Annotated in this window: 9 protein-coding genes; 1 reads left to right on the top strand and 8 read right to left on the bottom strand. The window is 65.7% G+C overall.

Annotation, left to right across the window (positions count from 1 at the left end; all coding sequences use genetic code 11):
- Window positions 1-17: 17 nt before the first annotated feature.
- The 3 genes from tssC to tssA are packed head-to-tail and all read right to left on the bottom strand — an operon-like array spanning window position 18 to window position 3,248.
- Window positions 18-1,523 (bottom strand): type VI secretion system contractile sheath large subunit, encoded by a 1,506-nt coding sequence (tssC, locus tag NKJ88_RS14720; RefSeq protein ID WP_023682611.1) that lies wholly within the window; start codon window positions 1,521-1,523, stop codon window positions 18-20.
- A 3-nt stretch (window positions 1,524-1,526) separates the two neighbouring features.
- The gene (gene tssB / locus NKJ88_RS14715; RefSeq protein ID WP_352444483.1) at window positions 1,527-2,063 is read right to left on the bottom strand and encodes a type VI secretion system contractile sheath small subunit; all 537 of its coding nucleotides are present in this window, start codon (window positions 2,061-2,063) and stop codon (window positions 1,527-1,529) included.
- A gap of 6 nt (window positions 2,064-2,069) precedes the next feature.
- Complete coding sequence (gene tssA, locus NKJ88_RS14710) at window positions 2,070-3,248, bottom strand: type VI secretion system protein TssA (protein WP_023701537.1); 1,179 nt, start codon at window positions 3,246-3,248, stop codon at window positions 2,070-2,072.
- A gap of 325 nt (window positions 3,249-3,573) precedes the next feature.
- On the opposite strand from tssA, the gene tssH reads away from it, so the two are divergent.
- Window positions 3,574-6,348, top strand: coding sequence for a type VI secretion system ATPase TssH (gene tssH, locus NKJ88_RS14705; protein ID WP_023732192.1), 2,775 nt, complete (start codon window positions 3,574-3,576; stop codon window positions 6,346-6,348).
- Here the strand turns inward: tssH and NKJ88_RS14700 are convergent, their stop codons facing one another.
- From NKJ88_RS14700 to NKJ88_RS14680, 5 genes are read right to left on the bottom strand one after another with little or no spacing between them, the layout of a single operon-like run.
- Window positions 6,349-7,581: a VWA domain-containing protein gene (locus tag NKJ88_RS14700; RefSeq protein ID WP_352444482.1), complete on the bottom strand. Its 1,233-nt coding sequence runs from the start codon at window positions 7,579-7,581 to the stop codon at window positions 6,349-6,351.
- 2 nt (window positions 7,582-7,583) lie between these two features.
- Window positions 7,584-9,836 (bottom strand): DUF5682 family protein, encoded by a 2,253-nt coding sequence (locus tag NKJ88_RS14695; protein ID WP_352444480.1) that lies wholly within the window; start codon window positions 9,834-9,836, stop codon window positions 7,584-7,586.
- Window positions 9,837-9,840: 4 nt separating this feature from the next.
- The gene (locus NKJ88_RS14690) at window positions 9,841-10,920 is read right to left on the bottom strand and encodes an ATP-binding protein (RefSeq protein WP_023834853.1); all 1,080 of its coding nucleotides are present in this window, start codon (window positions 10,918-10,920) and stop codon (window positions 9,841-9,843) included.
- 19 nt (window positions 10,921-10,939) lie between these two features.
- Window positions 10,940-12,373 (bottom strand): DUF5691 domain-containing protein, encoded by a 1,434-nt coding sequence (locus NKJ88_RS14685; RefSeq protein WP_023732190.1) that lies wholly within the window; start codon window positions 12,371-12,373, stop codon window positions 10,940-10,942.
- Window positions 12,370-13,773 carry an SWIM zinc finger family protein gene (locus tag NKJ88_RS14680; RefSeq protein WP_023684463.1) on the bottom strand — a complete coding sequence of 468 codons (1,404 nt, stop codon included), beginning with the start codon at window positions 13,771-13,773 and terminating at the stop codon, window positions 12,370-12,372. The genes NKJ88_RS14685 and NKJ88_RS14680 overlap by 4 nt, the downstream gene beginning before the upstream one ends.
- Window positions 13,774-13,836: the final 63 nt, after the last annotated feature.

Raw genomic sequence — 13,836 nt, 5'->3', positions numbered from 1 at the left:
AGGTTTGGTTGCTGCAATCAGGTCTTCACGGACGGCAATTCCGACACCAGCCTGAGCGAGGCGTTGATGCCCTCCAGCTGGTAGTGCGGGCGCAGATAGAAGCGGGCGTTGTAGTAGCCCGGCCGGCCCTCCACGCTGTCGACCTGCACCTCGGCGGCGGCAAGCGGACGCTTGGCGCGCGCCTTGTCGTCGGCGAACGCCGGGTTGGCCAGCACGTACCGGTTGATCCATTCGGTCAACCAGATCTGCATGTCGGTGCGTTCCTTGAACGATCCGACCTTGTCGCGCGCAATCGCCTTGAGGTAGTGGGCGAAGCGCGAGACCGGGAACAGATAGGGCAGGTTGGCGGAGAGCCGCTCGTTGGACTGGGCGTCGGGGTCGACCAGGCGGCCCGCCCGCGTCTCGTCATCCTGCAGCGAATGGGCGCCGATAAAGGCCGCGAGATCGGTGTTCTTGCGGTGCAGGATCGGCATCAGCCCGAGCTTGGCCAGTTCCGCCTCGCGCCGGTCGTCGATGGCGACTTCCGTCGGGCATTTCATCGCGATCGAGCCGTCATCGGTCGGGAAGGAGTGCACCGGCAGGTTAAGCACAGTGCCGCCATTTTCGACGCCGCGGATCTGGGTGCCCCAGCCATAGAGCTTGTGGCTGCGGTTGATGTTGACGCCCATCGGGAAGGCAGCGTTCATCCAGACATATTTGTTGTGATCGCCCTGCACTTCCTCCTCGAAGGAGAAGCCCTTGACCGGGACTGTCTCCGAGCCGTAGGGCAGCCGCGCCAGCACGCGCGGCATGGTCAGCCCGATATAGCGCGCATCCTCGCTCTCGCGCAGCGATTGCCACGAGGCGTAGGCCGGGTTGGAGACGATCTGCTGCAGGTCCTGCGGGTTGGGCAGTTCCTGCCAGCTGTCCATGCGGAACAGCCGTGGCGAGGCGGCGGCGATGAACGGCGTGTGCGCCGAGGCGCAGATGCCGGAGATGTTGCGCAACAGGCCGACGTCGCGCGGGTGGTTGGAGAACTCGTAGGCGCCGATGACGCAGCCGATCGGTTCGCCGCCGAGCATCGAATACTCGTCGGTGTAGACTTTCTTGAAGATCGGGCTCTGGTCCCACATCTGGCCTTCATAGTCTTCGAGCGTATCGGCCAGCTGCTCCTTGGAAATGTTCATCACCCGGATCTTCAGCTTCTGATCCGTCTCGGTGTTGTTGATGAGGTACCAGAGGCCGCGCCAGGTGCCTTCCATCTGCCGCACTTCCGGCGCGTGCAGGATTTCGTTGACCTGGGTCGTCAGCATCTTGTCGATGCCGGCGATCAACGACTTGATCGACTTGATCGAGTTGGACGAAATCGTCGTCGTCTCGGAGCGCGACTGCGCCGCCAGAGCCAGGTTGCGAACCAGCTGCTGCAGCTTCTCGCTGTCGTCCTTCTTGACCTTGAAGTCCTTCTCCAAGAGCTGGCTGAATTCGCCGAGATCGACGGCCTCGGCCTCGGCGACGGATGCTGCGGTCTTTTGCTGTTCGGCCATGATCTATTCCTCACCCTTGTCGTCGGACAGCGCCTGGGCGGCGATCTGGCCAAGCAGCGGCTGGTTGTTCAGCAATTGGGCGATGCGCTTTTCGGCATCGACGCGGCCGTCCATGAAGCCGAGCAGCTCCTCGAGCTGGCGCCGCATCTTCAGGATTTCGGCCAGTTGCGGGACCTGTTCGGCGATCTTGTCGGGGGCGAAATCGCCCATCTTGGTGAAGGTCAGGTCGAGCGCCAGTTTTTCGTCGCGCTCCTGTCCCTCGGCCTGCGGCAGCGTGTTCTTCACCCGCGCCTTGACCCTGGGCCCCAGCGCTTCCATGAATTTGGGGAAGCGGTTGGCATCGGTCTCGACAAAGGAACGGTCGAGCACCGTCTTGGACGCTTCCCTGGTCTGCGATGCGCCCGACAGGTCGGCCATCACGCCCATGACGAACGGCAGTTCGATCGTCGTCGGGCTGCCGTAGGTTTCGACATCGTAGGCGATCTGCACGCGCGGGGCGCGATTTCGCTCGATGACCTTCGCTTTGCTTTCGGCTGGCATGTGTTGCTACCTTTCATCCTTCTGGGCAGTCTTCTTGGCGTCGGGAACGCCGGCGAGCAGCCGGAATTCCTTGAGCCCCGACGGGGCGAGGTCTTCCATCAGTTCAACGAAATCCATGTGCACCATCCTGCGCACCCGGCGGGCGAGATGCGGGATCGGACTCGACGGCTCAGTGCGGTCGTAGAACGCGACCACAAGGTCGAGGCACTTCACCACATCGTCGCGCGAGGAAATCCTGTCCGGGAGCCCCGCACCGGTCTCCGCGTAGCTTGCCATCGTCTCGGCTCCATGACCGTTTCTGACCGGCGCGGCCGGGCTTGCCGGGGGAGCAGCCGGGCTGGCCGCCCCCTTCGTCGCTGCCTCTTCCGTGGTCTCGACCGCCGTATTGCGTTCCAGCGTCGTCAGCACGCGCTGCAAAAACCGCTTCAGGTCCGGGACGGCAGCCCCGTTGCTGTCGAGGCGGGCATTCAGCGCCGCATCGACTGCGTCGAGCGCCTCGATCGCTGCGTGCGCCCCGGCGATGAGCGCCGTCATCTGTTCACCGGCATGGTCCTGATAGGCGGCACAACCGCTGCCCACCCGGTTCAGGAGCTGTCCGTGCGCGCTGACCAGCGCTGCCTTCTCCGTGGCATTCAATCCCGACGCCGCTTCCTGAAGCATGACGCGATCGTCGAGCGCACCCTGTTCGAGATCGCGTCCACTGATCGGCCCGATGGGACGCGGCGCGAAGAAGACCATCTGCCTGAGGTTCGCCAGCAGGCCTTCCTGGCCGTTCTGCAGGTCGGCCAGCGCGTTGAGGCGGCGCAGGGCGGCCTCGCGTGGTTGGGGGCTGGCCCGCAGCGCCGGGTGCATCGTCTCCCAATGCGTCTCGAAGGTCCTTGCAATCAGGGTCAGGCCCTGTGCCAGTCCGGCCAATCCCTCTTCATTGGCCAGCGCCCGGGCGACAATGACGAGCAGGCGCAGGTCGCGGCCATGCGAACGCAACTCCTCGGCCTTGCCGAGCACGGCAGGCCAGTCGACCGGAATGGTCGATTGCGCGGCTGGCTTGTTGCGCCCGTCATGGACGACCTTGACCTGCGGCTCCGTGAGCCGCTCCAGCTCATGAAAAGCCGGATCGTTGCGCAAGTCTTCGCCTGACGGATTTTCACCGTCCAGCGGAGCAAGCCAGAGTGCGAGATCGATCACAGATACCCCCGGCGACCGGCTCTAAAACCGTACGTGACCCAACGTTAGCACACGGTTGCATATTCCCACAATTCGCCATCCGCTCAAAAGTTAACGAGCGCTAATGAATGTCGGTGCAACTGCGTCTCGGATGGCGCAATTCATGGCGTGCTTGGCCAACCTCGTATGTGAAGCGCATCGCATAGGATTAGAAAAAATCGTGGTTGTCTGCATTTGGCGGCGCGGGACTCTCCACAAAGGGAAAAGGCCGGCTGCATCAAGCGCTTTGTCAAGCGGCTGCTTATGTGGCAGGCTGTCGACGGGGCAGATTGCAGGAGCACGTTCGATGGAACAGCGCCGGTCGTCGCAGGGGTTCAAACGCAAGGAACTGGTTGGCAAGCTCAATCCGGTCTGCCTGCGCGCCTTCAAGGCCGCCGCCGACAGCGCCAAGCTGCGCGGCAATCCTTACGTCGAACTCGTCCATTTCATAGAACAACTGGTGCTGTCCGAGCGTTCGGATGTGCAGATGATCATTGCCGATGCCGGCGTCGATGCCAGCCGGCTTACCAGCGAAATGACCCGCGCCGTCGACAAGCTGCCCTACGGCGCCACCTCGATCGAGGAATTTTCCGACCACATTTTCCACGCCATCCAGGAAGCCTGGAATCTGGCGACGCTGGAATTCGGCATGGAGGAGGTCCGCAGCGCCCATGTCGTGCTCGCCTGCCTGAAGACGCCGGTGCTGGAAGGCCTGGTGGCGAAGATCAGCGGCGAATTCGACAAGATCGACGCCGACGGGGTCATCGCCCGCTTTGCCGAGGTGGTGGACGGTTCGCTCGAAGCCGGCGCCACGGCAGCAGTGGCTCCCACCGCGGAGGCGCCGCGGCGAGCTCCGGGCGGGGACTCCGCGCTGGCCAAATACGCCACAGACCTCACCCAGCGCGCCCATGACGGCAAGATCGACCCGGTCGTCGGCCGAGACCCGGAGATCCGGCAGATCATCGATATCCTGATGCGGCGCCGGCAGAACAACCCGATCCTGACCGGCGAGGCCGGTGTCGGCAAGACCGCGGTGGTCGAGGGGTTTGCCCTGCGCATCGCCCAGGGCGACGTGCCGCCGCCCCTGCAGGGCATCAGCGTGCGTATGCTCGACGTCGGCCTGATGCAGGCCGGCGCCAGCGTCAAGGGCGAGTTCGAGAAGCGCCTGAAGGCGGTGATCGACGAAGTTCAGTCATCCGAGACGCCGGTCATCCTGTTCATCGACGAGGCGCACACGCTGATCGGCGCCGGTGGTGCCGCCGGAACCGGCGATGCCGCCAATCTCTTGAAGCCGGCGCTGGCGCGCGGCGAATTGCGCACCATCGCCGCAACCACCTGGGCCGAGTACAAGCAGCACATCGAAAAGGACCCGGCGCTGACCCGCCGTTTCCAGGTGGTCAAGATCGATGAGCCGTCGGAAGCGGTCGCTGTGCTCATGCTGCGCGGTGTAGCCGGCGTGCTCGAACAGCATCACGAAGTGCAGATCCTGGACGAGGCGATCGAGGCGGCGGTCGGCCTGTCGCATCGTTACATCCCGGCGCGGCAATTGCCCGACAAGGCGGTCAGCCTGCTCGACACCGCTTGCGCCAGGGTGGCGATCTCGCAGCATGCGACGCCGGCCGAGGTCGAGGACATTTTGCGGCGCCGCCAGGCGCTGGAAGTCGAAAGCGGCATCATCGGCCGCGAGGCCGCGATCGGCATCGAAGTAACTGACCGGCAGGCGCGGGTCGAGGCCGGGCTCACTGAAGCCGGGACCATGCTCGCCGCCGCCGAGGAGCGCTGGGAGCGCGAAAAGGCGCTGGTTGCCGAGATCCTCGAACTGCGCGCGCGGCTGCGCGGCGACGGCGTCCCGCTCGATGCGGTGGCGACAGCTGAGGCCGAAGCCGAACCGGCAGCGCCGGACGAAGAAAAGACCAAGGTGCCCAAGGCCGAGACGCCCAAGGCCGAAACGTCCGAGACCGAAGCGCCGGCTGCCGAAGCTGCGCCGTCAGATCCTGCCGCCGATCTGGCGCGGCTGCGTGAACTCATGGCCGAGCTTGCCACCGCGCAAGGCGAGACGCCGCTGATCCTGCCGTCGGTCGACCGCAATGCGGTAGCTGCCGTGGTCCAGGACTGGACCGGCATCCCGACGGGACGGATGCTGTCCAGCCAGACCGAAAAGGCGCTCAAGCTGGCCACCACGCTGTCCGAACGTGTCGTCGGCCAGGATCACGCCATGGAGATGATTGCCAAGCGCGTGCAGACCAGCCGCGCCGGGCTCGGAGCGCCGGAAAAGCCGGTCGGCGTGTTCCTGCTCTGCGGCCCCTCGGGAGTCGGCAAGACCGAGACGGCCCTGGCGTTGGCCGAGACGCTCTATGGCGGCGAACAGAACCTGATCTCGATCAACATGTCCGAATTCCAGGAGGCGCACACCGTCTCGACGCTCAAGGGCGCACCGCCCGGCTATGTCGGCTACGGCAAGGGTGGCATTCTCACCGAGGCCGTGCGCCGAAAACCCTATTCGGTGATCCTGCTCGACGAGGTCGAGAAGGCGCATCCCGACGTCCACGAGATCTTTTTCCAGGTCTTCGACAAGGGCATGATGGATGACAGCGAGGGAAGGCGCATCGACTTCAAGAACACGCTGATCCTGCTGACGTCCAATGTCGGCTCCGAAGTCATCATGGAGCGGACCGGCAACGGCACGGTGAGGGCAGGGCTCGACGGCCTCGATGCTGCACTGCGCGCTCCACTGCTGAAGGTGTTTCCAGCGGCCTTCCTCGGCCGCGTCGTGACCATCCCTTACTATCCGCTCTCGGATTCGATGATCGAGGCCATCACCCGCCATCAGTTCGGCAAGATCGCGCGGCGGCTGCGCGCCAGCCACGACGCCGAACTGGTGATCGGCGACGGCGTCATGGCGCTGGTCAGGGCGCGCTGCACCGAAATCGAGTCCGGTGGCCGCATGATCGACGCCATCCTCACCAACACGCTGTTGCCGGAACTCAGCCGCGGCGTGCTGAACCGGTCGCTCGACGGCGAGAAGATGACCAAGGTGACCGTCAGCGCTTCCACTGACGGGTTTGCCTATTCGTTCGAATAGTCAGGCCTGACTGCTCGGCTCCGTCTCGGCGCGGATCAGCTTGATGTCGGCGCCGGCTGCCCAGGCGCCGATATCCTCGCGCCGCAACGCCGCCGCCATCATGTCGGGAAACAGGTCCGGCGTGCAGGCGAAGACCGGTATGCCAAGTGCCGCGACCGAAGCCGACATCGCCGGATCATAGCCCGGCCGGCCCTGATCGGTCAGCGCCAGCAGCACGATGACATTGACGCCGGACCGGACCAGCGCCGCAAGCCGCCGCAGCAAGTCCTGGCCGTTGCCGCCCTCATAGAGGTCGGTGATCAGCACGAAGTGGGATTTGGTCGGCCGCTCGATGCGGTCGGCGCAATAGGCGACCGCCTGGTTGATGTCGGTGCCGCCGCCGAGCTGCACGCCAAACAGCACCTCGACCGGGTCGCTGAGCTCTTCGGTCAGGTCGACGATGGCCGTGTCGAAACACACCAGCTTGGTGCGCACGACCGGCAGCGACGCCATCACCGCGGCGAAAATCGAGGCGTAGATCACCGAGCTCGCCATCGAGCCGGACTGGTCGACGCACAGCACCACTTCGTCGAGATCGACCAGCCGGCGTTGCTTGCGCATGAAGCCGACCAGTTTTTCCGGCACGACGGTTTTGTGCTCAGGCTGGTAGTGGCGAAGATTGGCCGAGATGGTGCGCGGCCAGTCGATGTCGCGTTGGCGCGGCCGGTTGGTGCGTCGCGACTTGTCGAGCGCGCCACGGATCGCCTCGGCGGTCTTCTGCTCCAGCCGCTGCATCAGCTTGGCAACGATGTCGGCGATGATGGTGCGGGCGATGTCCTTGGTCTTGGCCGGCATCACCGAACGCAGCGAGATCAGGTCGGCGACGAGGTTGACGTCGGCCTCGATCGCCTTGAGGAATTCCGGCTCCATCAGCATCTGCTTCAGGTTCAGCCGCTCAAAGGCATCCTTCTGGACGATCTGGACCACCTGGGCGGGAAAGAAGGAGCGGATATCGCCCATCCATTGCGCCACGCGTGGCGCCGAGCGGCCGAGCCCGCCGCGCCGCTTGCGCGGGTCGGCATCGGCATTGGCGCCGTCGCCGTAAAGCGCATCGAGCGCCGAAGACAGTTTTTTGTCATCACTGGAAAGGGAGGAAGCCTCGTCATCGGCGCCGATCGCCAGCCGCCAGCGGCGCTCGCGCCCGCTATCGGAGGATGCTGGGCCGGGTTCGGGCACTTCGGCTTCGTCATCCATTGTCACACTCCGCCCGCCAGCAATGGCCCAAGCCGCTCCAGGTGACGGCGCCAGCCCTCGCCGCCATCCGGCGCCGGCGTCAGGCCGGCCGGCAACCTTGCGGTGCGGCCGAGCACGGCCTCGATCAACCGCTGCCGCTCCATCGAGTCCAGATTGGAGAAGACGCGGCGCAGCAATGGCAGATGCGCGATGAAAGCTTCCTCGTCGAGCGATTTCAGCCACCCATCGACGGCGCCGCGCAGGCCCTCGTCGTAGATCAGCCGCTGGCCGGCAGTGCTGAAGAAACCTTCGAAGAACCCCGCTGCCTGGGCGACCGGCGTCCCCGGCGACAGCCTGCGTCCGAGCAGCCCGGCGGCGTCCTCTGCCGACAGTTGGCCGGCTTCATAGAGCAGATGCGCGGCGCAGCCGGCGAGCAGCGCCGTCGAGCCCGGACCTTCCAGCACGCCGGTCAGGCCGTTGCGCCATGCATCGAGCACGCCTTCGCCGGGCTCGACCAGCCGGATCGCCGTGTCGGCCTTGCGCACAGCACCGACCAGCGTGGTGGCGGCCTGCTCGTCCAGGTCGCGCACCGCATAGGGCAGCGCGATCGCGCCTTCGACGATCAACCGTTCCAACAAACCGGACAGCCGGTTGGTTTCGGTCTTGCGCGCCTCGCCGTAACGGATGATGTCGGCAAGCGGCGGCACCGAGGCCAGCATCTCCAGGCATTCGCTGCTGTGCGCTGCGCGCGCCTCCAACGCTACAAGGCCGGCGCTCGCGGCCTCCGACAGATCCGCCGTAATGGCGCTCTGGACAAGGGCGGCAAGCGTGTCGAGGCTCGCGGCCGCACCGAGCATCTGGATCAGGCGGCCATTGGCGGCCTTTTCGATAGTCGGGCCGTAGATCAGGTTCTCGACCAGGCGCACGGCATATTCCGGCTCCCAGGCCAGCGTCCATTTTTCGCGAAAGGTGCCGCGGCTGCGGCCGGCGTCGGCCAGCCTGCCCCATTGCACGCCAAGCACGTTCAGCCGGTGCAGCAATGTCGAACGAAACAGTCCGCTTTCGCTGCGCAGATCGACCGACAGCTCGCGTTCCAGCGCCTCCGGCTTCAGCCGCGCCGCCTTCTGGTTGCGCTGCAGGTCCTCGATCAGCGGCGCCAGCGGCGTGTCGGGCGGAATCTCGCCGACATCCGCGCCCAAAAGCAGCTCGGCCTCGACCAGCGCCCACAGCACCGCTTCGCCGTTGAACAGCGCCGCGATCGCGGCATCGCGCAATTCCTCGAAGCCGGGCTTCGGCCGCTCGCGAATGGCAGCCAGTGTGCGCGCAAGCCGCTCGGCCTCGATCAGCGACGCGGTCGACACCAGATGGCCCTTCGCCCGCAGCACCGCCGCGATCGTCGCCAGCCACAGCGTCGCGGCGTCGCGCCGCCCTCGTGTGCGCCACAGATGCTTGCACCAGCCGGGCGCGACGACGCCAGCGCCATAACCATAGCCCAGCGCAAGACGCGGCCCGGTCCATGGCGCCCATGTCATGATGCTTTTGCGCCGGGCAATTCCCTTGATCAGCGCCTGGTCGTTCTTCTGCGTGTGCGCGGCCTGCAGGGCCGGCACATGCCATGCGCCGCAGACGACGGCGATCGGTCCGGCGAATTCCTTGCGCGCGGCGGCGATTTCCAATCGCATATGCGCTTCACGCTTGGCCTCGAACGGCGCGATCGCACATTCGCCGTCGCGCAGCGTCGTCATCGCATCGGTGATGGCAGCGAAGATTGGACCCGGCTGCGGATTCTGCTCGATAATGTCGGCCCACCAGCTTTCGCCATCTTCATAGCCGGCGGCCGCAGCCAGCGTGCCGATCGGGTCGCGATGCGATGCGGGCTCGCCATCCTCACCGGTTTCGTCCTTGGGTTCGGGCTTGTCGGCGTCAGCCGTTTTGTCGGTGTCGTCGGTTGCCGGTGCCGCGAACCGTGCCGATGACGGCAGGTCGATGAACCGCAATGCCGCCTTGTTCTCCACCGCCCACACCGCCGCCTGGTATTCCGGCGAGAACTCGGCGAACGGCCAGAAACTTGTCGCGGCCGGATCGTCCTCGGGGTAGCAGAGCAGCGCCACCGGCGGCTGCATCTGCGGGCGCGCCAGCAATGGCAGCAGGGCGGACGCGTCGCTCGGCCCTTCGATCAGCACCGCGACCGGCTGCAAGTCCCGCAGCGCCTGCACCAGGCTGTCGGCGGAGCCCGGCCCGTGATGGCGGATGCCGAAATAGGCGACGTCGCTCATGACCTCAGATCGCTGCGTTCAGCGCCGCGTAATAGCCGGCATAGTCCGGCCGCTTCTTGAGCACCGTTTCGAGATATTCCTCCAGCACCACCTTGTCCTGCACCGGGTCCTTGACGATGGCGCCGACAAGGCTGGCGGCGAGGCCTTCGGCGCCGAGCTTGCCGCTGTCGAACCACGCCGCCTGGCTGAGGCCGCCGACCATGGTGGCGATCGCCTCGGCGGTCGAGAGCGAACCCGAAGGCGTCTTCAGCGTCACCTTGCCGTCGGCGGTTGCGCCCGAGCGCAGCTCGCGGAAAATGGTCAGCACGCGCGCAATCTCCTCGCCGACATTCTTCGGCACCGGCAGGTCGAGGCCGCCGGCCATCTCGTCGACCCGCTTGGAGACGATCGCCACCTCTTCGGCCATGTCTTCGGGCAGCGGCAGAACCACCACATTGAAGCGGCGTTTCAGCGCCGAGGACAGTTCGTTGACGCCCTTGTCGCGATTGTTGGCGGTGGCGATGATGTTGAAGCCGCGCTGGGCATAGAGCGAGGTGTTGAGCTCCGGGATCGGCATCATCTTTTCCGACAGCACGGTGATCAGCGTGTCCTGCACGTCCGAGCCCATGCGCGTCAGTTCCTCTAGCCGGCATAGCTTGCCGCTCTCCATGGCGCGGTAGAGCGGCGTCGGCACCAGCGCCTCCTGGCTCGGCCCTTTGGCCAAAAGCTGCGCATAGTTCCAGCCGTAGCGGATCTGGTTCTCGTCGGTGCCGGCCGTGCACTGCACGATCAGCGTCGAGTTGCCCATGATGGCGGCGGCGAGATGTTCCGACACCCAGGACTTGGCGGTGCCGGGAACGCCGAGCAACAGCAGCGCGCGGTCGGTAGCGAGTGTCGCCACCGCGGTTTCCATCAGCCGGCGGCGACCAACATATTTCGGCGATATCACGGTGCCGTCGCTTGCCTTGCCGCCGAGCAGGTAGGTCAGAACGGCCTTTGGCGAGAGGCTCCATCCCGCAGGTTTTTGCTTGTCGTCATTGCGCGCCAGCGCCTGCAGTTCAGCGGCATAGGCCTGCTCGACGGGGAGGCGGATGGCTGCGTTCATGGTGCTGTTCTCCGGATTGTCATGGGTTGGTTCCCGTCAGGGCCGCGTTGAGGCGCAGGAAAGCGAGCGAGGCTGCCGCCGGCGGCATGCCGGCCGCAACGACATGCTCGATCAATTTTTCCGCTGTCGCCGCAGTGGCCAGAAAGCCCAAAGTTTCCAACAGGTCGTCGACGGTTCGCTTCATCGCGTCATCATTGCCGGCGACAGCCGAACGCAACACCGCCAAGCTCTGGCCGTTCGTCAGGTCGGGCCAATCCAGCCAGTTGGCTTCGAAGCCCTCGGCAAGGGTGAGCGTGCTAACATACTGCGGCGTATCTTTCAGGATCAATCTGACCAGGACACGCTTCCTGCGGCTATCCAGGCGCGGTGTCAGGTGCAGCACGAACAGTGCCGGCTTGCCACCCTCGGCGATCAGCGTGTCGGCCATCTGCGTTACTGCAGCGTCGCTGCCCGACGCGGCGACCATTCGTGAGATCTGGATGTCGGCATTGTTGTCGGCACCGAACTGCCAGGCTGCAATGAAATCGGGTTCGCTGACCCCAAATCGGGAAGCAAGGTCGACCAGATTGCAGGTCTCGAACAGTTCGGCGCGGCGCTTTTCCTGCGCCGGGGATTTGAGTTTTGCCGGGGTGTAGGTGGTGCGGCGGCGGATAAAGCCGGATTTGCCTTCTGCGATGAAGGTGGCAAGTTCGGCAACGGGATCGTCGGCACCGCCACCAACACGACCGTGCTCGCCCAACCTCGCCAGCAGCCGGCTCGCCAGTTCCTGCACCTTGCCGGAGCGGTCAGTGGCCAGGCTTTTCAGGAACGGCGCGTCCTCAGGCGTCAGGCCGAAATGCATGAGTTCGATCAGTGCCAGCCGGACTTCCGCCGGCTCGCCGGGCGCCTTCGCTTCCATCAGGCTGCGGGCCGTGGCCGGATCGCGACGGCGCATCTCGGTCAACGCGATACGGCGCGCGGCGGGGTAAAAGTCATCCCAGTTCTGCACCGTCAGTTGCTCCTGCGGCGCAATCTTCAGCCCCTCGACGCTGGCCTGCCAGTCGATCCACGGCGCATAGATGTCAGGGCTGTTCTGGTCTGATGCCGACGGCATCCAGTCCATCGGATGCAGCACGTAGCCACGGCCGGCGACGAGCGTCGCCACGCGCGCCTTGCGCCGCGCATCGGCGGTGTTCTTCAAGGCAGCCCGCAACAGCGGCCGCAACCGCTCCGGCAGCAGCGGCAGGCCAAGCCTCGGCAGCGGCGGGCGCCGCTTCAGCGACTTCGGCGCGGCTGGCCTTAAGCCCACATCGAGCGCCTGCGCGGCGATGGCCAGCAACAGCCGCTCCCGTTCGTCCGGGCTTGCGCCGCCGGCGATTTCCTTCCACGCGGCTGGCGCCAGATCGAACGCAGTTCCGCCGGTGATCCAGCAGTCGCGCATCGTCGCCAGGCCGGTTTGCTCGAGCTCGTTCATGACAGATCGAGCCTCCCGAAGCCGCTTTGCGCGGCGAGCAGATCGAGCCGCGCGCCGTTCCACAGGGCTGCCGTTGCCGAAAGGTCGAGACCGAGCACGGTTTGATCGACGGTTCCGGCGACAGGCAGGGCGATCCCTTGCGGGTCGTGCGCCGCTTGCCACCAGGCGGTGCCGCGCTCATCGAGCAGGATCGCGCCGGCAGGCAGCATCAGCGGGCTATCGGTCGACCAGGGTGCTGCGTCCTGGTGCGCCGCATGCGCCGCCAGCGGATCCTTGACAATGCCGAGGCCGAAATCCGGCCAGGCGCCCGACACGACATCGCCCTTGCGCTCCGCTACCAGCGCCCGCAGCCGTTGGCGTGACGGATAGAACACCAGCCTTGCATCGAACCGGTCGCCAGGTGTGAACGCGGCAGAGCGGCGGCCGGCCGAGGCCGGAAAGAAATCGAGTAGCAGCGCAAATTGCGGCGTCGGGCTTTTCAGGTCGAGCAGCCAGGTAGAATGGCTGACAAGGCCGTCGCGGCGGGTCTCGATCTTCTCGCCGATGACTTCCCACTGGCTGTCGACCTGTCTTGCATCGGGATTGGCCAGCACCTGGTCGCGGGTTTCGGATGCCGACACCAGCCGCTTCAATTCGGGATCGTCTGGCGCCGAGCGCCAGGCCTTGGCCAGCAAAACCAGCTTGCCGAGTTCGCGGATCGCCGCGTCCGGCCGTTCCTCGCTGCGCAGCGCCATTAGCCGGGCCGGGATTTCGTCGATGCGTCCCGCAAGCGCCGTTGCTTTCATGTCGACCAGCCTGGCGGCAATGCGGCGGCAGCGCTCGCTGCTGGCGTCGGCAAAGGCGGAAAGGCCGAGCCGCAGCTGGTCGGCAATCCACTGGTCGAGTTCGTCCAGCGCGCCTGCCACCGCGGTGCGCGTATCTTCCGCCCGCTTGCGCTGCGCCGTCTCGCGGCGCTCCGTCGCGGCGGCGTCATCGACGGTGCTTTCCTCTGCCTGCGAGGCCTCGCCAATGCTCTTGCCAGACGCGCCCCTGCCAGACTTTGCGTCGACCGGCGGGGGCGCACTCTTCCTGCGCCGGCCAAGCCAGTCATTGACCCATTCCGGCGTTGTTTCGGCTGATGTGAAGCTGGCCGGCGCCGTGGCGGCGATCCACATCAGCGCCAGCGTGTGCTTGCAGGGAAATTTTCGCGACGGGCAGGTGCATTTGTAGCCGTGGTCGCCGGTGTCGACGACGGTGCGATAGGGGTTGGATCCCGAGCCCTGGCATTCGCCCCAGATCAGCGCCTGCTGCTCGTTCTTCTCCAGCCGCGGCCAGTTCGAGCGCTTGGTGAGCTTCGAGGCGGCGCTTAGCGACGCCTGATCGGGGGCCAGCGCCTCGATGGTTTTCAGTTCGAATTCCAAGCCGCGCCTCTCGTCACCCCAAATCAATGCCTGGCATCAATATAGGGTGCCGTTTGTGAAGGA

This window comes from Mesorhizobium sp. M0016 (genome assembly GCF_040324035.1).
GTDB lineage: Bacteria > Pseudomonadota > Alphaproteobacteria > Rhizobiales > Rhizobiaceae > Mesorhizobium.
The sequence above is the reverse complement of the archived record's forward strand: the minus strand, read 5'-3'. Positions and strand labels throughout refer to the sequence as shown.